Source organism: Enterobacter cloacae complex sp. IR5428, assembly GCF_049238585.1.
Classification (GTDB): domain Bacteria; phylum Pseudomonadota; class Gammaproteobacteria; order Enterobacterales; family Enterobacteriaceae; genus Enterobacter; species Enterobacter intestinihominis.
This window is the reverse complement of the sequence record NZ_JBMKHV010000021.1, coordinates 1-22,272: the sequence shown is the minus strand read 5'-3', so window position 1 is coordinate 22,272 and position 22,272 is coordinate 1. Positions and strand designations below refer to the sequence as shown.

The window sequence follows — 22,272 nt, the reverse complement described above, 5'->3', positions numbered from 1 at the left end:
CGAGAATACGCATAGCCTATGAAGCCAATTTTTAGCCGTGGCCCGTCGCTACAGTTTCGCCTGATCCTGGCGGTTCTGGTGGCGCTCGGGGTCATTATTGCCGATAGCCGCCTCGGTACGTTCAGCCAGATCCGAACGTACATGGATACCGCCGTCAGTCCTTTCTACTTTATTTCAAATGGTCCCCGTGAACTGCTCGACTCCGTGTCGCAAACGCTTTCATCGCGTGACCAGCTCGAACTCGAAAACCGTGCATTACGCCAGGAACTGCTGCTGAAAAACAGCGAGCTACTGATGCTGGGGCAATATAAGCAGGAAAACGCGCGTCTGCGGGAACTGCTTGGCTCGCCGCTGCGCCAGGATGAACAGAAAATGGTCACCCAGGTGATCTCCACCGTAAACGATCCATACAGCGATCAGGTGGTGATTGATAAAGGCAGCGTGAACGGCGTATACGAAGGTCAGCCTGTCATCAGCGATAAAGGCGTTGTGGGCCAGGTCGTGGCGGTTGCCAAACTGACCAGCCGTGTGCTGCTGATTTGCGATGCCACCCATGCACTGCCGATTCAGGTGCTGCGTAACGATATTCGCGTAATTGCCGCCGGTAATGGTTGTACGGACGATCTGCAACTGGAACACCTGCCCGCCAACACGGATATCCGCGTGGGTGACGTGCTGGTGACGTCTGGTCTGGGCGGTCGTTTCCCTGAAGGCTACCCGGTTGCGGTTGTCTCTTCCGTGAAGCTCGACACTCAACGTGCCTACACCGTGATCCAGGCGCGTCCAACGGCTGGCTTGCAGCGTTTACGCTACCTGCTGCTGCTATGGGGCGCCGATCGTAACGGCGCTAACCCGATGACGCCGGAAGATGTGCATCGCGTGGCCAATGAGCGCCTGATGCAGATGATGCCGCAGGTGCTGCCTGCGCCGGATGCAATGGGGCCACCTGCGCCCGTACCGGCTCCGGCGACGGGGTTAACGCAGCCGCTACCGGATGCGCCGCCACCGCCGCAAGTCTCGGGTGGAGGGCAGTAGTGGCCAGTTATCGTAGCCAGGGGCGCTGGGTAATCTGGCTCTCATTCCTCGTTGCATTGTTGCTGCAAATTATGCCCTGGCCGGACGACATTCTTGTTTTCCGGCCAAACTGGGTATTACTCATTTTGCTCTACTGGATCCTTGCCCTGCCGCACCGCGTAAATGTCGGCACAGGTTTTGTGATGGGTGCCATACTGGATCTTATCAGTGGCTCTACGCTTGGCGTCCGCGCCTTATCCATGAGCATTATTGCGTATCTCGTTGCACTCAAATTCCAGCTCTTTCGTAACCTTGCGCTCTGGCAACAGGCGCTGGTGGTGATGTTGTTGTCGCTCGCTGCGGATATCGTTGTTTTCTGGGCAGAGTTTTTAGTGATCAACGTCTCTTTCCGACCGGAAGTGTTCTGGAGTAGTGTAGTAAACGGTGTGCTCTGGCCGTGGCTGTTCCTGCTGATGCGTAAAATTCGCCAGCAGTTTGCCGTGCAATAAAAGGTTTCTATGACGTCTTTGTATCTTGCCTCCGGTTCTCCGCGTCGCCAGGAACTGCTCGCGCAGTTGGGTGTATCCTTCGAACGCATCGTTACCGGTATCGAAGAAAAACGTGCTGAGGGCGAAAGCGCTCAGCAGTATGTCTCCCGTCTGGCGCGTGAAAAAGCGCAGGCGGGCGTTGCATGCGTGCCGCGTGACTTACCGGTGCTGGGGGCCGATACCATCGTCATCCTCAATGGTGAGGTGCTTGAGAAACCCCGCGACGCAGACCATGCTGCGCGGATGCTGCGTAACATGTCCGGACAAACCCATCAGGTGATGACGGCGGTAGCGCTGGCAGACAGCCAGTACGTTCTGGATTGCCTTGTGGTAACGGAAGTGACGTTCAGAGTCCTCACCGACGAGGAGATCGCCGGCTATATCGCCAGCGGTGAACCTATGGATAAAGCAGGTGCATACGGTATTCAAGGGTTGGGTGGCTGTTTTGTCAGGAAGATAAATGGCAGCTATCACGCCGTAGTCGGCTTACCGCTGGTGGAAACGTATGAGTTGCTGAGCAATTTTAACTCACTGCGTGAGGGAAGGGATAATTATGACGGCTGAATTGTTGGTAAACGTAACGCCATCGGAAACCCGTGTGGCCTACATTGATGGTGGCATTCTTCAGGAAATTCATATTGAGCGTGAAGCGCGGCGCGGAATCGTAGGCAATATCTACAAAGGTCGTGTCAGTCGTGTACTGCCGGGTATGCAGGCGGCTTTTGTAGATATTGGGCTCGATAAAGCGGCGTTTTTACACGCCTCCGACATCATGCCGCATACCGAATGCGTGGCAGGCGAAGAGCAAAAGCAGTTTGCCGTGCGCGACATCTCTGAGCTGGTGCGTCAGGGCCAGGATCTGATGGTGCAGGTGGTAAAAGATCCGCTGGGCACCAAAGGCGCGCGTCTGACCACCGACATCACCCTTCCTTCACGTTATCTGGTCTTTATGCCGGGGGCGTCGCACGTCGGCGTGTCACAGCGTATTGAGAGCGAAAGCGAGCGTGAACGCCTGAAAAAGGTGGTCAGCGCCTACTGCGACGAGCAGGGCGGGTTTATTATCCGTACCGCAGCGGAAGGGATCAGCGAAGAAGACCTGGCCTCGGATGCGGCCTATCTGAAGCGCGTCTGGACCAAAGTGATGGAGCGTAAAAAACGCAACCAGACCCGCTACCGGCTGTACGGTGAGCTGGCGCTCGCTCAGCGCGTATTACGTGATTTCGCCGATGCGCAGCTCGACCGAATCCGCGTGGACTCCCGTCTGACGTACGAAGCCTTACTGGAGTTCACCGCCGAGTACATCCCGGAAATGCCGGGGCTGCTGGAGCATTACACCGGACGCCAGCCAATATTTGATCTCTATGACGTTGAAAACGAAATCCAGCGTGCGCTGGAGCGTAAGGTTGAGCTGAAATCGGGTGGCTATCTGATCATCGATCAAACCGAAGCGATGACCACCGTCGACATCAACACCGGCGCGTTTGTCGGCCATCGCAACCTCGATGACACCATCTTTAATACCAATATAGAAGCGACGCAGGCCATCGCACGCCAGCTTCGCCTGCGTAATCTGGGCGGTATTATCATCATCGACTTTATCGATATGAATAATGAAGACCACCGCCGTCGCGTGCTGCACTCCCTGGAGCAGGCGCTGAGTAAAGATCGCGTGAAAACCAGCATCAATGGCTTCTCGCAGCTCGGTCTGGTGGAAATGACCCGGAAACGGACCCGCGAAAGCGTGGAACATGTCCTGTGTAATGAGTGTCCAACCTGCCATGGACGCGGAACGGTAAAGACGGTGGAGACGGTCTGCTACGAGATCATGCGTGAGATTGTCCGTGTCCATCATGCCTACGACTCAGACCGTTTTCTGGTCTATGCTTCCCCTGCGGTGGCAGAGGCCTTGAAAGGGGAAGAGTCGCACGCGCTGGCGGAAGTGGAAATCTTTGTCGGCAAACAGGTAAAAGTGCAAATTGAGCCGCTCTATAACCAGGAGCAGTTTGACGTCGTCATGATGTAAACGCAGTTCGCTGCGAGATTTAAGGCTGACAAGGAGAGACGCGTGAGGCGATTGCCGGGGATTTTACTGCTTACAGGGGCAACGCTGGTCGTGATTGTCGCGTTGCTCGTGAGCGGGCTGCGTCTCGCCTTGCCGCATCTGGACAGCTGGCGGCCGCAGATCCTGGCAAAAATCGAATCTGCCACCGGTCTGCCGGTGGACGTGAGCCATATCGAGGCAAGCTGGCAGAACTTTGGCCCGACGCTTGATGCGCGGGATATCAGCGCCAGCCTGAAAGATGGCGGCCATCTTAAAATCAAACGCGTCACCCTGGCGCTGGATGTCTGGCAAAGCCTGCTGCATCTGCGCTGGCAGTTTCGCGATCTCACCTTCTGGCAACTTCAGCTGATGACCAACACGCCGCTGCAAAGCGGCGACAGCGATCGTGGGCTGGAAACCAGCCGTATCAGCGATCTCTTCCTGCGTCAGTTCGATCATTTCGATCTCCGCGACAGCGAAGTGAGCTTTATAACCCTTTCCGGACAGCGCGCTGAGCTGGCGATCCCACAGCTGACCTGGCTAAACGGGAAAGATCGCCACCGCGCCGAGGGGCAGGTGAATCTCTCCAGCCTGAACGGGCAGCACGGCGTTATGCAGGTGCGGATGGATCTGCGCGACGACAATGGCCTGCTGAACAACGGCAGGGTGTGGCTACAGGCGGACGACGTGGACGTGAAGCCGTGGCTGGGTGAGTGGCTACAGCAGGACATGCAGCTGGAAACCGCGCGCTTCAGCCTGGAAGGCTGGATGACCCTGACGAACGGGGCATTCGCCAGCGGCGATATCTGGCTTAAGCAGGGGGGCGCGAGCTGGAAGGGGGAAAACCATCAGCATCAGCTTTCCGTCGATAACCTCACCGCACACGTGACGCAGGATAAAGGCGGCTGGCAGTTCGCTATTCCGGATACGCGCATCTCCATGGATAACAAACCCTGGCCGCGCGGCGCACTGACGCTGGCGTGGATGCCGGAGCAGGACGTCGGCGGGATAAACGGTAAACGCAGCGATGAGCTGCGTATCCGTGCCAGTAACCTGGATCTGACGGCGATCGAAGGGCTGCGTTCAATGGCCGCAAAACTCTCCCCGGAGCTGGGCGAAATCTGGCTGGCGACGCAGCCGAGCGGGCAGATAAACCGGCTGGCGCTGGATATTCCGCTCCAGGCCACGGAAAAGACGCGTTTTCAGGCGGCATGGAAAAATCTCGCATGGAAACAGTGGAAGCTGCTGCCGGGTGCCGAGCACTTCAGCGGTAAACTGGAAGGAAGCGTGGAAAACGGCAGGCTGACGGCAGAAATGCAGGAAGCAAAAATGCCGTACGAAACGGTCTTCCGTGCGCCACTGGAGATCGAAAAGGGAAACGCCACCCTTAACTGGCTGAAGAATGACAAAGGTTTTCAGCTCGATGGTCGCGATATTGATGTAAAAGCCAAAGCGGTACATGCCCGCGGTAATTTCCGTTATCTACAGCCTGAAGGCGATGAGCCGTGGCTGGGCATTCTGGCAGGCATCAGCACGGATGACGGTTCGCAGGCGTGGCGCTACTTCCCGGAAAACCTGATGGGGAAAGCGCTGGTAGACTATCTCAGCGGCGCCATTCAGGGCGGTCAGGCGGATAACGCCACGCTGGTCTACGGCGGCAATCCGCACCTGTTCCCGTATAAGCATAACGAAGGCCAGTTCCAGGTTCTGGTGCCGCTACGCAACGCCACCTATGCCTTCCAGCCGGACTGGCCCGCGCTGAAGAATCTGAATATCGAACTCAACTTCCTGAATGACGGCTTGTGGATGAAGACGGACAGCGTTGCGCTGGGCGGCGTAACGGCAAGCAACCTGACGGCAAACATCCCGGATTACTCCAAAGAGAAACTGCTGATTGATGCGGATATTAATGGGCCGGGTAAAGCGGTTGGCCCGTATTTTGAAGATACGCCGCTGGATGACTCCCTGGCGGCCACTCTCCAGCAGTTGCAGTTAGATGGTGATGTGAATGCTCGCTTACATCTGGATATCCCGCTCGACGGTGAAATGACCACCGCCAAAGGCGACGTTCGTCTGAACAATAACAGCCTCTATATCAAGCCGCTGGACAGCACGCTGAAAAACCTTAGCGGTCAGTTCAGCTTTGTTAACGGCAATCTGAAAAGTAAGCCGCTGAAAGCGACCTGGTTCAATCAACCCGTCAATATCGATTTCTCCACCACCGAGGGCGATAAAGCCTACCAGGTGGCGGTCAATATGGACGCGAACTGGCAGCCGTCACGCATGGATGTTCTGCCGAAGCCGATTGAGAATGCGGTGGACGGCGCGGTGTCATGGAATGGCAAGGTCGCCATCGACCTGCCTTATCATGCCGGTGCGCGCTATAACGTCGACATTACGGGCGATCTAAAAAACCTCAGTAGCCAGCTTCCCGCACCGCTGAACAAGAAAAGCGGTGAAGCACTGCCCGTCAACGTAAAGGTTGCGGGCAACCTCAACAGCTTCGATTTAACCGGAAACGCTGGCGGAACAAACCACTTCAACAGCCGCTGGCTGCTTAACCGCAAGCTGACGCTGGACAGGGCGATCTGGACGACGGACAGCCGTACCACGCCGCCGCTGCCGGAGCAGGCGGGCATTGAACTGAATCTCCCGCCGATGGATGGCGCAGAGTGGCTGGCACTGTTTCAGAAAGGTGTCGGGCAAAACGTCGATCAAACGGCGCAGTTCCCGCAGTCCATTACCTTGCGCACGCCTGCGCTGACGCTGGGTGGGCAGCAGTGGAACAACCTGAGTATTGTCTCCCGGCCGACGGTGAACGGCTCAAAGGTCGAGGCGCAGGGGCGTGAAATTAACGGTTCGTTGACGATGCGCGATAACGCGCCATGGCAGGCGGCTATCCGTTATCTCTATTACAACCCGACCTTTACGGCGTCTAAAACACAGTCGACAAGTACGTCTCCTTTCAGCAGCAGTGGAACGTCGCGCGTGGATTTCAGCAACTGGCCCGATCTCCAGCTGCGCTGTGCGGAGTGCTGGCTGTGGGGACAGAAATATGGCCGTATCGACGGTGATTTTGCTATTCAGGGCAATACGCTGAGCCTCTCTGGTGGGCTGGTGGATACCGGCTTTGGCCGCATGACCGCCGCTGGCGAGTGGGTGAACAAACCGGGTGAACAGCGCACCTCGCTGAAGGGCGATATTAAAGGCAACAAGCTGGACGCAGCGGCTAACTTCTTTGGGATCAGCACGCCGCTTCGCGGATCGTCCTTCGATGTGAATTACGATCTGCACTGGCGCGCGGCACCGTGGCAGCCGGACGTTGCCTCGCTGAACGGTATCCTCAGAACCCGTTTTGGTAAGGGACAAATTGCCGATGTTAGCACCGGTCATGCAGGGCAAATACTGCGCCTGCTGAGCTTTGACGCGCTGCTGCGCAAGCTGCGCTTCGATTTCAGCGATACCTTCAACGACGGTTTCTATTATGACTCCATTCGCGGAACGGCCTGGATCAAGGACGGCGTGATGCATACCGATGATACGCTGCTGGACGGCCTGGAAGCGGACATCGCCATGAAAGGATCAGTGAACCTCGTGCGCCGGGAGCTGGATATGGAAGCGGTTGTTGCCCCGGAAATCTCCGCTACAGTGGGTGTCGCTACCGCTTTTGTGGTCAATCCGATAATTGGCGCGGCGGTATTTGCCGCCAGCAAAGTGCTGGGGCCGCTCTGGAGCAAAGTCTCGATTCTGCGTTACCGCATTACGGGCCCAATCGATAAACCGCAGATTAATGAAGTGCTGCGCCAGCCGCGCAAAGAAGCACAGCAATGATTTGACGTGGGCAGGTAATTGCCTCACTCTCAATAATATTGATTTTATACCGCCACTGGCGGCAACGAACGAGTAGCAATACGATGAGTCTGAACCTGGTAAGTGAACATTTGCTCGCAGCGAACGGCCTGAGCCATCAGGACCTGTTCTCCATTCTTGGTCAACTGACCGAACGCCGCCTCGACTACGGCGATCTCTATTTCCAGTCGAGCTATCACGAATCCTGGGTTTTAGAAGACAGCATCATTAAAGATGGTTCTTATAACATTGACCAGGGCGTCGGCGTGCGCGCCGTCAGCGGCGAAAAAACCGGTTTTGCTTATGCAGACCAGATAAGCCTGGCCGCGCTGGAGCAGAGCGCGCAGGCGGCGCGAACCATTGTGCGTGATACCGGCGACGGTCGCGTGAAAACCCTGGGTGAAGTGCAGCACGCTGCGCTTTATACCAGCATCGACCCACTGCAAAGCATGAGCCGCGAAGAGAAGCTGGACATCCTGCGTCGCGTGGACAAAGTGGCTCGCGCGGCGGACAAACGCGTGCAGGAAGTCTCTGCCAGCCTGAGCGGTGTCTATGAGCTGATTCTGGTGGCGGCGACGGACGGTACGCTGGCCGCCGACGTGCGTCCGCTTGTGCGCCTCTCTATCAGTGTGCAGGTGGAAGACGACGGCAAGCGCGAGCGCGGCTCAAGCGGTGGCGGCGGTCGTTTTGGCTACGACTGGTTCCTCGGCGACGTTGACGGCGAAGCGCGCGCGGATGCGTGGGCAAAAGAAGCCGTGCGCATGGCGCTGGTCAACCTGTCTGCCGTGGCGGCACCTGCCGGTACGCTGCCGGTGGTTCTGGGCGCAGGCTGGCCTGGCGTGCTGCTGCACGAAGCGGTCGGTCACGGCCTGGAGGGGGATTTCAACCGTCGCGGGACGTCCGTATTCAGCGGTCAGATGGGGCAGCTAGTCTCCTCCGAACTGTGTACCGTGGTGGATGATGGCACCATGCTCGACCGTCGCGGCTCGATTTCTATCGACGATGAAGGCACGCCGGGCCAGTACAACGTGCTGATCGAAAATGGCGTACTGAAAGGTTACATGCAGGACAAGCTTAACGCGCGTCTGATGGGCGTTGCGCCAACGGGTAACGGTCGTCGCGAATCCTACGCACACCTGCCGATGCCGCGCATGACCAACACCTACATGCTGCCGGGTAAATCCACGCCGCAGGAGATTATCGAATCCGTTGATTACGGGATCTTCGCGCCGAACTTTGGCGGCGGCCAGGTGGATATCACCTCCGGTAAATTTGTCTTCTCTACCTCAGAGGCGTATCTGATTGAGAAGGGCAAAGTGACCAAAGCGGTAAAAGGGGCGACGCTGATCGGATCCGGGATTGAAGCAATGCAGCAGATCTCCATGGTCGGTAACGATCTGAAGCTGGATAACGGCGTGGGCGTCTGCGGCAAAGAAGGTCAGAGCCTGCCGGTAGGCGTGGGCCAGCCAACCCTGAAGGTCGATAACCTGACGGTGGGCGGCACGGCGTAATTTTTTCATTTTCCCCTCACCCTAACCCTCTCCCCAACGGGGAGAGGGGACTGCTCCGTGCTGTCTTTTCTCCCTCGCCCCTTTGGGGAGAGGGCCGGGGTGAGGGGGGAGGCCTACTCTTTCCTTCTTCCCCGCATCCCCTGAAACAGCTCTGCCACTTCCACAAAATAGTCCGTCAGATAGTTAATACAGACCTGCACCTTCAGCGGCAGCTTGTCCTTTTCGGTATAGAGCGCGTACACCGGGCGCGGATCCGACTGGTAGCGCGGGAAGAGGATCTCCAGTTCGCCGCTGTTGATCTCGTTGATCACCCACATCAGCGGCACGTAGGCGATCCCGGCCCCGGCCACCAGCCAGCGTGAGATGGTCATCGGATCGTTGGTCACGAAGCGGCCTTCAGGCAGCAGTTTGGTGGAAAGCCCTTCTGGCGCGATCAGTTCAAATTCGTTATCTGGGCGAACGCTGTATTCCAGCCACGAGTGGTTGCTCAGGTCGGCAGGTTTTTCCGGTACGCCATACTGTGCCAGATAGCTTTTCGAAGCGCAGACCACCATCGGCATGCTGCCCAGTCGACGCGAGAACAGGCTCGAGTCCTGCAATGCGCCAACGCGGATCACCACGTCTAACCCATCGGCAATCAGATCCGGTGCCGGAATACCCGTTACCAGATTAACGGTTAAACCGGGATACTCTTTCAGCATTTCCGCCGTCATGGCAGCGAGAACATTTTGTGCCATAGTTGAAGAACACCCGATACGCAGCGTGCCGATAGGCGTGTTGTTAAAGGCGTAGAGCTGCTCGTGAACATCCTGCACTTCATGCAGCATTCGACGGCAGCCCTGATAGTAAATTTTACCCGCTTCCGTCAGCCCAATGCTGCGGGTGCTGCGGTTGAGCAGCTTTACCTGGAGCTCATCTTCCAGTTTTGACACTGTCTGGCTAATGGATGAGACGCTCATTTGTAGCTGACGTGCTGCGGCGGTAAAAGAGCCTTGCTCAACCACTTTCGCAAAGACGGACATGCGTTTTAGACGTTCCATTATTCACTCTGGCTTAAAAGTGATTTAGATCACATATGATAGATAACAGCATAACAGTTACGTTAATATATTATTAATTACATAACGGCTGCGCCACTCTCGCCCGGCAATTCATGCTCTCCTGCGGCGGCGTGAGCTTAATAATCCAGTAACCTGCATCTCTTTAATCAAGGTCAACATGAGTCTGTTTCCCGTTATCGTGGTGTTCGGTCTGTCGTTCCCACCGATATTTTTCGAGCTTCTTTTATCACTGGCGATCTTCTGGCTGGTGCGCAAGGTGCTGGTCCCTACCGGGATTTATGATTTCGTCTGGCATCCTGCATTGTTCAATACCGCGCTGTATTGCTGCCTGTTCTATTTAATATCGCGCATGTTTGTCTGAGGTTGATGTGAAAACGCTAACAAGAAAAATCTCCCGCACTGCCATCACTATGGCGCTGGTCATCCTGGCGTTCATCGCTATTTTTCGCGCCTGGGTTTATTACACCGAATCCCCGTGGACGCGCGATGCGCGTTTCAGCGCGGAGGTGGTCGCGATAGCGCCCGATGTTGCCGGTCTCATTACGGCGGTCAATGTCCACGATAACCAACTGGTGAAAAAAGATCAGGTACTGTTCACTATCGACCAGCCGCGCTATCAAAAAGCGCTGGAAGAAGCGGAAGCCGACGTAGCTTATTACAACGCGCTGGCCGCTGAAAAACGCCGTGAAGCAGGACGTCGTAACAAGCTGGGCATCCAGGCCATGTCCCGGGAAGAGATTGATCAGTCCAATAACGTGCTGCAAACCGTGCTGCATCAGCTGGCAAAAGCGCAGGCGACGCGCGATCTGGCGAAGCTCGATCTGGAACGTACCGTTATCCGCGCCCCGTCCGATGGCTGGGTAACCAACCTCAACGTCTATGCGGGTGAGTTTATCACGCGCGGCTCTACGGCCGTGGCGCTGGTGAAACAGAACTCCTTCTACGTCCTCGCCTATATGGAAGAGACCAAGCTGGAAGGCGTGCGTCCGGGCTATCGCGCCGAAATCACGCCGCTCGGCAGCAACCGGGTCCTGAAAGGAACCGTGGACAGCGTGGCCGCGGGGGTGACCAACGCCAGCAGTACCAATGATTCAAAAGGGATGGCGACCGTCGATTCTAACCTCGAGTGGGTTCGTCTGGCGCAGCGCGTACCGGTACGCATTCGTCTGGATGAGCAGCAGAGCAACCTCTGGCCCGCAGGCACCACGGCGACGGTAGTGATCACCGGTGAAAAAGACCGTGATGCCAGCCAGGATTCTATCTTCCGTCAAATCGCCCATCGCCTGCGCGAGTTTGGTTGATCGCTATGGGCATTTTTTCCATCGCCAGCCAGCACATCCGCTTCGCCGTGAAGCTGGCATGCGCCATTGTGCTGGCGCTGTTTGTTGGCTTCCATTTCCAGCTTGAAACGCCGCGCTGGGCTGTTCTGACCGCCGCGATCGTCGCCGCCGGTCCTGCCTTCGCGGCGGGTGGCGAGCCTTACTCCGGGGCAATTCGCTATCGCGGGATGCTGCGTATTATCGGCACCTTTATCGGCTGTATCGCCGCCCTGACCATTATCATCCTGATGATCCGCACGCCGCTGCTGATGCTGATTGTATGCTGTATCTGGGCGGGTTTTTGCACCTGGGTCTCTTCGCTGGTGAAGGTGGAAAACTCGTATGCCTGGGGCCTGGCGGGATATACCGCGCTGATTATTATCATCACCATTCAGAGTGAACCGCTGCTTGCTCCGCAGTTCGCCGTGGAACGTTGCAGCGAGATTGTCATTGGTATCGTCTGCGCGATTGTCGCCGATCTGCTCTTCTCTCCGCGATCCATCAAGCAGGAAGTCGATCGTGAGCTGGACGCGCTGATTGTTGCCCAGTACCAGCTCATGCAGCTGTGCATTAAGCACGGCGACAGCGAAGAGGTCGACAAGGCCTGGAGCGCGCTGGTGCGCCGCACGCAGGCGCTGGAAGGGATGCGCAGTAATCTCAATATGGAGTCTTCCCGCTGGGAGCGTGCCAATCGTCGTCTGAAAGCGATCAATACCGTCTCGTTAACGCTGATCACCCAGGCGTGTGAAACCTACCTGATTCAGAACACTCGCCCCGAAGTGGTAACGGATACCTTCCGCGAACTGTTTGATGAGCCTGTGGAGACAGTGCAGGACGTGCATCGACAGCTTAAACGCATGCGTCGTGTGATTGCCTGGACGGGCGAACGGGATACGCCAGTCACCATTTATACCTGGGTTGGCGCCGCAACGCGCTACCTGCTTCTGAAACGCGGCGTGATTAGCAACACCAAAATCAGTGCGGCGGAAGAAGAGGTGTTACAGGGCGAAGTGGTGATCAAGCCGGAATCCGCCGAGCGTCATCATGCGATGGTTAACTTCTGGCGTACCACCCTGGCCTGTATACTCGGCACGCTGTTCTGGCTGTGGACCGGCTGGACGTCCGGCAGCGGCGCGATGGTGATGATTGCCGTCGTCACCGCGCTGGCGATGCGTCTGCCCAACCCGCGCATGGTCGCGATCGATTTTCTGTACGGCACCATTGCGGCGTTACCCATTGGCGCGCTCTACTTCCTGGTAATCATCCCCTCGACGCAGCAAAGCATGCTTTTGCTCTGTATCAGCCTGGCGGTGATGGCGTTCTTTATCGGGATTGAGGTACAAAAACGCCGTCTGGGATCGTTAGGTGCGCTGGCGAGTACGATTAACATCCTCGTGCTGGATAACCCGATGACCTTCCATTTCAGCCAGTTCCTGGATAGCGCATTAGGCCAGCTGGTGGGCTGTTTCCTGGCGATGATGGTGATCCTGCTGGTGCGGGATAACTCTCAGGCGCGGACAGGGCGCGTGCTGCTCAATCAGTTTGTGTCGGCCGCCGTATCGTCCTTGACCACCAACACCGCGCGGCGCAAGCAGAACCACCTTCCGGCCCTTTACCAGCAACTGTTCCTGCTGTTGAATAAATTCCCGGGCGATGTCGCTCGCTTCCGTCTGGCGTTAACCATGATTATCGCGCACCAGCGTCTGCGGAACGCGCCAGTGCCGATCAACGACGATTTGTCCGCTTTCCACCGCCAGCTACGGCGAACGGCGGACCATGTGATATCGGCATCCAGTGATGACAAACGTCGCCGCTACTTTAAGCAACTGCTGGAGGAGCTGGATATCTACCAGGAGAAACTGCGAGTCTGGGAAGCCCCGCCGCAGGTTACCGAGCCGGTAGAGCGGCTGGTGTTTATGCTGCACCGCTACCAGAATGCGCTGACAGACAGCTAACGAAGAGAAAACCGACGCCAAAAGCGTCGGTTTTTTTGTGGCTATACTTATTCTTGCAGGTTCAAACATTCAGGAAGGGAGGACACATGACAACCCAGGCTCTTCAGGACAGTATTCTTTTTCAGACCGGGTATCTGGTTAACGGTATCTGGAAAACACTCGACACCACGTTTGATGTGCTAAACCCGGCCACGGGCGAGGTGGTTGCGAAAGTGGCGAAAGCAGGGAAAGCCGAAACCGAAGAGGCCATTGCGGCCGCGACGAAAGCCTTTCCCGCATGGCGCGCAAAAACGGCAAAAGAGCGTTCCACGATCCTCTATCGCTGGTATGAACTGATTATCGAGAACAAAAGCTGGCTCGGGCGGCTGATGACCACCGAGCAGGGCAAGCCGCTGAAAGAGGCTGAGGGCGAGGTGGACTACGCTGTCAGCTTTATTCAGTGGTTTGCCGAGCAGGCCAAGCGCGCTAACGGTGAAATCATTCCTCCGGTTAAACCCGGCTCCCGTATTCTGGCCACTCGTGAACCTGTTGGGGTGGTTGCTGCTATCACGCCATGGAATTTCCCGATGGCTATGCTCACCCGTAAGCTCGGCCCGGCGCTGGCAGCAGGATGTACCGGCGTCATCAAGCCTGCAAACAACACGCCGCTGAGCGCCTTTGCGCTGCTGACGCTGGCGAAGCAGGCCGGTGTGCCGGATGGTGTGCTGAATGCGGTCGCGGGGAGCACCTCAGAAATTAGTGACGCCATTATGGCCAGCCATGACGTGCGCAAAATCTCGTTTACGGGGTCAACCGCCGTCGGGAAAACGCTGGTTCGCAATTCCGCTGAGACCATGAAAAAGGTATCGATGGAGCTGGGCGGCAATGCGCCGTATATCGTTTTCGAGGACGCGGATATTGAGGCCGCCGTCAAAGGCGCCATCGCCAATAAATTCCGTAACGCCGGGCAGGTCTGCGTCAGCGTAAACCGTTTCTATATTCAGGAGACGGTCTATGACAAGTTTGTCAATCAGCTTGCCGATGCGGTGAAGGCGCTGAAGGTGGGTAACGGTCTGGACGAGGGCGTCGTTGTCGGCCCGCTGATTGAGCCTTCGGCTGTCGAGAAAGTCCGTGAGCACGTCGAAGATGCGGTAGCGAAGGGGGCCACGGTGCTGGCTGGGGGTAAACCGCACGAACTTGGCGGCAACTTCTGGATGCCAACCGTACTCGGTGACTGCCATGAAGGCATGAAGCTGGCAGAAGAGGAGACCTTTGGTCCCGTTGCCGCCTGCTTCCGCTTCACGTCGGAAGACGAAGTGGTTATGCGCGCTAACAATACGCCTTACGGGCTGGCGGCCTACTTTTATACCCAGAATCTCTCGCGTGTGTTCCGCGTCTCACAGGCCATTGAGAGCGGCATGATCGGAATTAATGAATGTGCGGTCTCGACCGAGCTGGGTCCGTTTGGGGGCGTAAAAGAGTCCGGGCTGGGACGCGAGGGGTCCGTGCTGGGGCTGGAGGAGTTTCTGGAAGTTAAAACCCTGCATATCGGGGGCTTATAATAGACAGGGCGGCATCTGCCGCCCGCCTGTACCGGGTGGCTGGCAATGAAAATTTATACCTTTGATTTTGACGAAATTGATAGTCAGGAAGACTTCTACCGCGAGTTTATCCGGGCGTTCGACCTGGAGCGGGGCAGCGTAAACAATCTTGATATGCTGTGGGATGTGGTTACCGGCGACAGGCTGCCGTTACCGCTGGAGATCGAATTTACCCATCTACCTGAAAAACTGCGCAGACGCTTTGGCGCATTGATTTTATTGTTTGATGAAGCGGAGGAGGAGCTGGAAGGGCAACTGCGTTTCAACGTGCGCCAGTGATAAAAAAGCCCCTGACCGGGAGGTCAGGGGCAAGTCGTATGATGAGATACGACGAGGGTTTATTTGTACAGTTCTGCGGTAGCGTGCCAGTGGTCGCCACTGCGCGCTTCGATGATGCGATAAGATGACGCACCCTGTTCTTCCGCTTTTTTGTTCAGCATTTCGTGCATGTCCATCGGAGAAGTACCGATGGCACCAACAGAAACGGTCCCGATAGCCTGACGGGATTGTGCCTGTTCGGCGTTAATAGTGTCGGCTGCAAACGCACCGAATGACAGGACTGACAGTACGCTCAGGGCAGCTACAGTGGTTTTAATTTTCATGATTATTTACCTCGTCAATTATTTTACTGGGGTCTTTGTTCTGTGACCCTCATCACAAAATCAAGTATACACTAATCACGCAAAAAATTAATACCAGACTAATGGTTTCGCCTGTTATTACGTGTTAAAAACATCATTTTTTATAACGGGAATGAATAAAAAAGGGCGTTACTCTGCAGGTGTTATGATTTTTTCTTATTTAAATCAATTGGATAGGTGGCTTTGATTTTTAGTGCGATTTTAAGGCAGATCATTCACTGAATGAATGTTAACAGGCGGTAAAAAGCACTATTTGCAAAAGCAGCAGGCAGAGAAAAGCAGGGTAAAACGAGGCGGCAGCAGAATGATCCCCGCAGCCAGGCGCTACGGGGCAGAAGATTACAGCTCCTGTTCGAACAGGACCAGAATCGCTTCGTAGAGGTCTTTCACCGAGAAACCATTTGCCGGGGTCGTAAAAATGGTGTCATCGCCGGCGATGGTCCCGAGGATCCCCTCTGCTTTACCCAGCGAGTCCAGCAGGCGGGCAATCAGCTGGGCTGCACCCGGGCTGGTGTGGATCACGACCACGGCATCGTTATAGTCAATGTCCAGAACCAGGTTTTTCAGCGGGCTGGAGGTCGTTGGCACGCCAAGTTCAGCAGGCAGGCAATAAACCATCTCCATTTTGGCGTTGCGCGTACGCACTGCACCAAACTTGGTTAACATGCGGGAGACCTTCGACTGGTTGATGTTGTCGAAGCCTTGCTCCTGCAACGCCTGAACAATTTCTCCCTGAGAACTGAATTTCTCTTCTTTGAGTAGCGCTTTAAACGCTTTCACTAATTCTTCTTGCTTAGACGAGCTTCGCATAAGTCACCCGGAATATGACGATAGAAACAACATTATTATGCATGTGGATGAATTTTTATGCAAATTATCTACCTGGCACCAGGCTGAAATAATGTTATGAAAGGGAGAGATTTTATCAGATTTCGTTATCAGAAAACATGCCTGGGTCACGCCGCGCAAATAAGCTTAAAAGTAAATTAAATGTTATCAAAATGATGTTGTTTTGGTGGCGTGGCAGGGTGTATTGTAACCCCCTCTTAATTCGTTGTTGCCCACAGCCTGATAGCATTCGGGTGAAGGTCAAAGACGTGCGACCTCAAATTCTTTAGCGATGAAAATTGTAATTAATGACGTGCTGAATTATGGTCGCCGCAACGGAGTTACAGATACTTAAGTTAACCATAATAAGGAGTTTAGGATGAAAGTCGCAGTCCTCGGCGCTGCTGGTGGTATCGGCCAGGCGCTTGCCCTACTACTGAAAACCCAACTGCCTTCAGGCTCAGAACTCTCCCTGTACGATATTGCTCCGGTAACCCCAGGTGTGGCGGTTGACCTGAGCCACATCCCGACAGCTGTGAAAATCAAAGGCTTCTCCGGTGAAGATGCGCGTCCTGCGTTGCAGGGTGCCGATGTGGTGCTGATCTCCGCGGGTGTTGCACGTAAACCGGGTATGGATCGTTCAGACCTGTTCAACGTCAACGCGGGCATCGTGAAAAACCTGGTTCAGCAGATCGCTGAAACCTGCCCGAAAGCGTGCATCGGTATCATCACCAACCCGGTGAACACCACCGTTGCCATCGCAGCAGAAGTGCTGAAGAAAGCGGGCGTTTACGACAAGAACAAACTGTTCGGCGTAACTACGCTGGATATCATCCGTTCCAATACCTTCGTGGCTGAGCTGAAAGGCAAGCAGCCAACGGAAGTGGAAGTGCCGGTTATCGGCGGACACTCTGGCGTGACCATCCTGCCTCTGCTGTCGCAGATCCCGGGCGTGAGCTTCACCGAGCAGGAAGTGGCTGACCTGACCAAACGTATTCAGAATGCAGGCACCGAAGTGGTGGAAGCGAAGGCGGGTGGCGGTTCTGCAACCCTGTCTATGGGCCAGGCGGCGGCGCGTTTCGGCCTGTCTCTGGTTCGCGCGCTGCAGGGCGAGAAAAACGTGGTTGAATGCGCTTACGTAGAAGGCGACGGTGAACACGCGCGCTTCTTCTCTCAGCCGCTGCTGCTGGGTAAAAACGGCGTTGAAGAGCGTAAGTCTATCGGCACGCTGAGCGCGTTTGAGCAAAACGCGATGGAAGGCATGCTGGATACGCTGAAGAAAGACATCACGCTGGGCGAAGAGTTCGTTAACAAGTGATCTTGTCCCGGTAAAAAAAACGGAGCGCTAAGCTCCGTTTTTTTATGCCCGTCAGTTAGTGGCCGGGTATTCCTGGATGGTGACCTGAATCGTGAGCTTCTTGTCATTACGCATGACTTCTACGGGGATGATAGAGCCCGGTCGAATTTCCGCCACCTGGTCCATCGTTTCAAGCGCAGAGACCGCCGGCGTGCCGTTGACGGAAAGAATAACGTCGTTCACCTGGATACCTGCATTGGCCGCCGGGCCGCCAGGTGCCACTTCGTTGACCACAATCCCCTGGATCTGATCGATACCACCGCCCTGCGTATGCATCGGCGCGATTTCACGCCCGCCAATACCGATGTAGCCACGGATCACGCGGCCATCGCGGATCAGCTTGTCCATGATCTTGGTCGCCAGCTGGAACGGAATGGCAAAGCCAATCCCTTCCGGTGTTTCACCATCGTTGCTCTTGTCGAAGGAGAGGGTATTAATGCCCATCAGTTCGCCCAGAGAGTTCACCAGCGCACCGCCGGAGTTACCGTGGTTGATCGAGGCATCGGTTTGCAGGAAGTTCTGCCGCCCTGACGGGTTCAGTCCAATTCGACCTGTCGCGCTGATGATCCCCTGAGTGATGGTCTGGCCCAGGTTGTACGGGTTACCGATCGCCAGCACCACATCGCCGATGTGCGGCGTTCGTTTGCGATTAATCGGGATAGTCGGCAGACCGCCCGTGGCGTTGATCTTCAGCACCGCCAGATCGGTCAGGCTGTCCGACCCCACCAGCAGGGCTTCAAACACGCGGCCATCCTGCAAGGCGACGATAATCTGGTCGGCATCGTTGATCACGTGTTTATTGGTGATGATGTAACCCCGGTCATCCATGATCACACCGGAACCGAGCGTGCGGATCTCCAGCTGGTTATGAGCGGAACTGTTAAGCCCGCGGTTATAGACGTTAACCACGGCGGGGGCGGCACGGCGTACCGCCTGATTGTACGTTGCAGGCGTTTCATCCGTGCTGTCGAACTGAGGAGCCGACAGTTTGTTGAACTGGCGTAAAGATGGCATAGCCACCAGCAGCAGACCGGCAACGATCAAACCAATGACAATTGAACGAAAGAGCTTTAAAAGCATGATGCGTGTGTCGTTAAAAAAGGAACGGTTTGCAGCATAACATGAGTTATCCGGACATCACACGCAGCGGCGATGCCCGGAGTCGCAAATGGTTAACGCAGTAAAATGTAGAGGGTGTCGTTGCCACGGATAATTTGCAGGGCAATGACCGCCGGTTTACTCTCCAGCACCTTACGCATTTCGGCAATAGACTGCACGCGAGTGCGGTTCACGCCCACGATCACGTCGTCCTGATGTAAACCTGCCTGCGCGGCCGGGCTGCTCTTCTCAACGGCAGTGACAGAAATGCCTTTCGTGCCGTCTTTAAGCTGACCGTCGCTCAGCGTTGCGCCCTGTAGCGCCGGGGAGATCTGTTCTGCACTGGCGGAAGAGGAAGTGCTCTTGTCCAGTGTCACTTCCACGGTCAGCGGTTTGCCCTCGCGGATCAGGCCCAGCTTCACTTTAGCGCCAGGCTCCGTGGTGGCAATACGCGAACGTAATTCAGCGAAGCTGCTCAGCGGTTTATCGTTCAGGCTGACAATAACGTCACCGGATTTCACGCCCGCTTTCGCAGATCCTGAGTTGGGCAGCACTTCGCTGACAAACGCCCCGCGCTGGACGTTGAGCTTAAAGGCTTTGGCGATATCAGCGCTCATCTCCATGCCTTTAATGCCCAGCAGCCCGCGCTTAACCTCGCCAAACTGTATCAGCTGTTGAGACAGGGTTTTCGCCATGTTACTCGGAATGGCAAAACCAATTCCGATGCTGCCGCCGCCTGGTGCGAGGATAGCGGTATTAATGCCGATCAGTTCGCCGTTCAGGTTAAGCAGCGCACCGCCGGAGTTGCCCCGGTTGATGGAGGCATCGGTCTGGATGAAATTTTCCAGCCCTTCGAGATTCAGGCCGCTGCGCCCCAGGGCAGAGACAATCCCGGAGGTGGCGGTCTGCCCTAAACCGAACGGATTACCGACCGCGACGGCAAAATCACCCACGCGCAGCTTATCGGAATCGGCGATGGCGATCTGGGTCAGGTTGCTGGGGTTTTGCACCTGTAGCAGGGCGATATCACTCTGATCGTCACCGCCGATCAGTTTGGCGTCAAACTCCCGGCCATCGTTCAGCTGAACGCTGATTTTATCAGCCTGGCTGATCACGTGGTTATTGGTCAGGATATAGCCTTTGGCCGCGTCGATAATCACGCCCGAACCAAGGCCTTCAAACGGCTGAGCCTGCTGATCCGGCGCCTCTTCGCCAAAATATTTCTTCAGCTCTTCGGGAATACGCTGGCTTTGGCGTGCCGTCCCTTCCACCTGAACGCTGACTACCGCAGGCAGGACTTTTTCAAGCATCGGCGCAAGGCTGGGAATGGCTTCTTGTCCTGGCACCTGCGAAGGTAGTGCCGCACTGGCGGGGAAGGACGCCGAGAGAGATAACCCGACACTTAACGCTAAGGCGCTCAACAGCTGGTTTTTTTTCTTCATCGATGCTGACTCTCGTATCCTGGAATGAAAAAGAACGGCCCCAAAAACATCTTGATGTTATTGAATTTTCAACCGCTGAACAATGAGGTGTTTGACTAAATAATAGCTGGGGACGGGAAGAAAGGACGGGCGCATAAGGTGCGCCCGTAAAATTTATTCAGGTTGTGCGATTAATCGCGTTTTACGCCACCGCGCAGCAGGCCGGACGCGCCGTCTGAATAGTCGCGTGGCATCTGAACCGGTGCCTGATCGTTACCGGCCTCAGAGTCCGCCAGACGATTGCGGAAGGGGTTGCTCTCCGCGGTCATTTCCGGCAGCAGGCTGCTGGAGCTTTTCGCCATGTGCTGGTAGAGCTGGCGATAATCTGTCGCCATGTTGTCCAGCAGCTCAGCGCTACGGGCAAAGTGGCTGACCAGCTCTTCGCGGTATTCTTCCAGTTCGGCTTTGTTCTTTTCCAGTTCGTATTGCAGTGACTGCTGCTGACGCAATTTGCGGTTACCGAAACGCATGGCCACAGCACCAATGATGATGCCGACGACTAAACCGATTAGCGCATATTCCCAGGTCATGAACTTCTCCCGTTGTCTTGTTGTTCCGTAGGGTGTTGGCTCGGCTCCTGCCTGTGCCTGATTATGCCACTATAACCGCTATTTCCGCAGAAGTGGAATCCTGACGTATCATCGCGTAGTGTAGAACGGCCTTTTTTTCATCAGCCACGCGCGCTGATGAGGTTTAACTAAAGGAATAACAATAACATCATGCAAAACCTGTCCCCATCATCGCGTTACCAACTCGCCCTGAGTGAGGGCACACACCAGCCGGATGATGTCCAGCGTGAAGCGGTAAACCGCCTGGACACGATTTACCAGGAGCTTCTGGCGAAACCCGCCGATGCGGTGCAGAGCAGTGGGCTGAAGGCGGCATTCGGCCGTTTACTGGGCAAAAAAGAGCCCACGGTAAACGCACCGGTTCGTGGCTTATATATGTGGGGCGGCGTTGGGCGGGGTAAGACCTGGCTGATGGACATGTTCTACCAGAGCCTGCCCGGCACGCGTAAGCAGCGTCTGCACTTTCACCGTTTTATGCTGCGGGTTCATGAGGAGTTGACGGCGCTCCAGGGCGAAACCGACCCGCTGGAAATCGTGGCGGACCGCTTCAAGGCGGAAACGGACGTACTCTGCTTCGACGAATTCTTTGTTTCCGATATTACGGACGCGATGCTGCTGGGGGGGCTGATGAAAGCGCTGTTTGCGCGTGGGATCACCCTGGTGGCGACCTCAAATATCCCGCCGGATGAGCTTTATCGCAACGGTCTCCAGCGGGCGCGTTTCCTGCCAGCCATAGATGCCATTAAGCAGTACTGCGACATCATGAATGTCGACGCTGGCGTCGACTATCGTTTGCGCACGCTGACGCAGGCGCACCTGTGGCTTTCACCGCTGAATGCCGACACATCCCGCGAGATGGATAAACTCTGGCTGGCGCTGGCAGGGGCGCCGCGGGATAACGCGCCAGCGCTGGAGATTAATCATCGTCCGTTGCCGACGCTTGGCGTAGAGAACCAGACGCTGGCCGTCTCGTTTGCAACGCTCTGCGTGGACGCCCGCAGCCAGCATGACTACATTGCGCTTTCGCGACTGTTCCATACCGTTATGTTATGGGATGTGCCCGTCATGACCCCTCTCATGGAGAGCGAAGCGCGCCGCTTCATCGCGCTGGTGGACGAGTTTTATGAGCGCCACGTCAAGCTGGTAGTCAGTGCCGAGGTGCCTTTATATGAGATCTATCAGGGCGAGCGCCTGAAGTTTGAGTTCCAGCGCTGCCTGTCGCGCCTGCAAGAGATGCAGAGCGAAGAGTACCTTAAGCGTGAGCATATGCCATAAATGCTCCCCTCTCCGCGTGGGCTGAGGGATCCCCAGTAATTTTTTTATGCAGAAGCAATAAAGTTGCTTTCTAAATGACTGAGGGCTGTCAGCGATGCCCTGGTCCGGCTGTAAATCGCTGAGGCGTTTGCCTTCCGGCCGGGGC

General features: G+C 55.9%; 19 protein-coding genes. 13 read left to right on the top strand and 6 right to left on the bottom strand.

From position 1 onward, the window contains the following. The first annotated feature begins 18 nt into the window (after positions 1-18). The 6 genes from mreC (at position 19) to tldD (ending at position 8,963) form a co-directional block, all read left to right on the top strand. The gene (gene mreC, locus ACOTXC_RS21075) at positions 19-1,035 is read left to right on the top strand and encodes a rod shape-determining protein MreC (protein WP_003860400.1); all 1,017 of its coding nucleotides are present in this window, start codon (positions 19-21) and stop codon (positions 1,033-1,035) included. Further along, complete coding sequence (gene mreD / locus ACOTXC_RS21070; RefSeq protein WP_003860402.1) at positions 1,035-1,523, top strand: rod shape-determining protein MreD; 489 nt, start codon at positions 1,035-1,037, stop codon at positions 1,521-1,523. Before mreC ends, mreD begins: the two co-directional genes overlap by 1 nt. 9 nt (positions 1,524-1,532) lie before the next feature. After that, entirely contained in the window at positions 1,533-2,126 is a 594-nt protein-coding gene (locus tag ACOTXC_RS21065; protein WP_003860403.1) for a Maf family protein, read from the top strand. After that, positions 2,116-3,585 carry a ribonuclease G gene (gene rng / locus ACOTXC_RS21060; protein ID WP_003860405.1) on the top strand — a complete coding sequence of 490 codons (1,470 nt, stop codon included), beginning with the start codon at positions 2,116-2,118 and terminating at the stop codon, positions 3,583-3,585. Before ACOTXC_RS21065 ends, rng begins: the two co-directional genes overlap by 11 nt. A 42-nt stretch (positions 3,586-3,627) precedes the next feature. Then, on the top strand, positions 3,628-7,434 hold the full coding sequence (yhdP, locus tag ACOTXC_RS21055; RefSeq protein ID WP_421767946.1) for an AsmA2 domain-containing protein YhdP: 3,807 nt from the start codon (positions 3,628-3,630) through the stop codon (positions 7,432-7,434). A gap of 83 nt (positions 7,435-7,517) precedes the next feature. Then, positions 7,518-8,963 carry a metalloprotease TldD gene (gene tldD / locus ACOTXC_RS21050; protein WP_022649562.1) on the top strand — a complete coding sequence of 482 codons (1,446 nt, stop codon included), beginning with the start codon at positions 7,518-7,520 and terminating at the stop codon, positions 8,961-8,963. A 113-nt stretch (positions 8,964-9,076) separates the two neighbouring features. Here the strand turns inward: tldD and aaeR are convergent, their stop codons facing one another. Then, positions 9,077-10,003, bottom strand: coding sequence for an HTH-type transcriptional activator AaeR (gene aaeR / locus ACOTXC_RS21045; protein ID WP_022649561.1), 927 nt, complete (start codon positions 10,001-10,003; stop codon positions 9,077-9,079). Positions 10,004-10,181: 178 nt separating this feature from the next. On the opposite strand from aaeR, the gene aaeX reads away from it, so the two are divergent. The 5 genes from aaeX to ACOTXC_RS21020 all read left to right on the top strand — a co-directional run bounded on the left by aaeX (position 10,182) and on the right by ACOTXC_RS21020 (position 15,157). Then, entirely contained in the window at positions 10,182-10,385 is a 204-nt protein-coding gene (aaeX, locus tag ACOTXC_RS21040) for a p-hydroxybenzoic acid efflux pump operon protein AaeX (RefSeq protein WP_003860416.1), read from the top strand. A 7-nt stretch (positions 10,386-10,392) separates the two neighbouring features. After that, positions 10,393-11,325 carry a p-hydroxybenzoic acid efflux pump subunit AaeA gene (gene aaeA, locus ACOTXC_RS21035; RefSeq protein WP_023298740.1) on the top strand — a complete coding sequence of 311 codons (933 nt, stop codon included), beginning with the start codon at positions 10,393-10,395 and terminating at the stop codon, positions 11,323-11,325. A gap of 5 nt (positions 11,326-11,330) precedes the next feature. Then, positions 11,331-13,298, top strand: coding sequence for a p-hydroxybenzoic acid efflux pump subunit AaeB (gene aaeB, locus ACOTXC_RS21030; RefSeq protein ID WP_023298739.1), 1,968 nt, complete (start codon positions 11,331-11,333; stop codon positions 13,296-13,298). Positions 13,299-13,384: 86 nt separating this feature from the next. Beyond that, on the top strand, positions 13,385-14,839 hold the full coding sequence (locus ACOTXC_RS21025) for an NAD-dependent succinate-semialdehyde dehydrogenase (RefSeq protein WP_421767945.1): 1,455 nt from the start codon (positions 13,385-13,387) through the stop codon (positions 14,837-14,839). Positions 14,840-14,884: 45 nt separating this feature from the next. After that, positions 14,885-15,157 carry a barstar family protein gene (locus tag ACOTXC_RS21020; RefSeq protein WP_022649557.1) on the top strand — a complete coding sequence of 91 codons (273 nt, stop codon included), beginning with the start codon at positions 14,885-14,887 and terminating at the stop codon, positions 15,155-15,157. 59 nt (positions 15,158-15,216) lie between these two features. Here the strand turns inward: ACOTXC_RS21020 and yhcN are convergent, their stop codons facing one another. Further along, positions 15,217-15,480 (bottom strand): peroxide/acid stress response protein YhcN, encoded by a 264-nt coding sequence (yhcN, locus tag ACOTXC_RS21015; protein ID WP_006812160.1) that lies wholly within the window; start codon positions 15,478-15,480, stop codon positions 15,217-15,219. Positions 15,481-15,858: 378 nt separating this feature from the next. Then, on the bottom strand, positions 15,859-16,329 hold the full coding sequence (argR, locus tag ACOTXC_RS21010; protein ID WP_003860428.1) for a transcriptional regulator ArgR: 471 nt from the start codon (positions 16,327-16,329) through the stop codon (positions 15,859-15,861). A 397-nt stretch (positions 16,330-16,726) separates the two neighbouring features. Between argR and mdh the strand changes: the two genes are divergently transcribed. Next, positions 16,727-17,665, top strand: a complete 939-nt coding sequence (mdh, locus tag ACOTXC_RS21005; protein WP_023298737.1) for a malate dehydrogenase — start codon at positions 16,727-16,729, stop codon at positions 17,663-17,665. Between the two features lie 51 nt (positions 17,666-17,716). Here mdh and degS read toward each other — a convergent pair whose 3' ends face one another. The 3 genes from degS to zapG form a co-directional block, all read right to left on the bottom strand. Further along, on the bottom strand, positions 17,717-18,784 hold the full coding sequence (degS, locus tag ACOTXC_RS21000) for an outer membrane-stress sensor serine endopeptidase DegS (RefSeq protein WP_003860430.1): 1,068 nt from the start codon (positions 18,782-18,784) through the stop codon (positions 17,717-17,719). Between the two features lie 92 nt (positions 18,785-18,876). Continuing rightward, positions 18,877-20,244, bottom strand: coding sequence for a serine endoprotease DegQ (gene degQ, locus ACOTXC_RS20995; RefSeq protein WP_022649555.1), 1,368 nt, complete (start codon positions 20,242-20,244; stop codon positions 18,877-18,879). 170 nt (positions 20,245-20,414) lie between these two features. Next, entirely contained in the window at positions 20,415-20,813 is a 399-nt protein-coding gene (zapG, locus tag ACOTXC_RS20990; protein ID WP_022649554.1) for a Z-ring associated protein ZapG, read from the bottom strand. Positions 20,814-21,002: 189 nt separating this feature from the next. Here zapG and zapE point away from each other — a divergent pair, with 189 nt between their 5' ends. Continuing rightward, a complete protein-coding gene (zapE, locus tag ACOTXC_RS20985) occupies positions 21,003-22,127 on the top strand; it encodes a cell division protein ZapE (RefSeq protein WP_046620908.1) in 1,125 nt (374 codons plus the stop codon). Positions 22,128-22,272 lie beyond the last annotated feature (145 nt).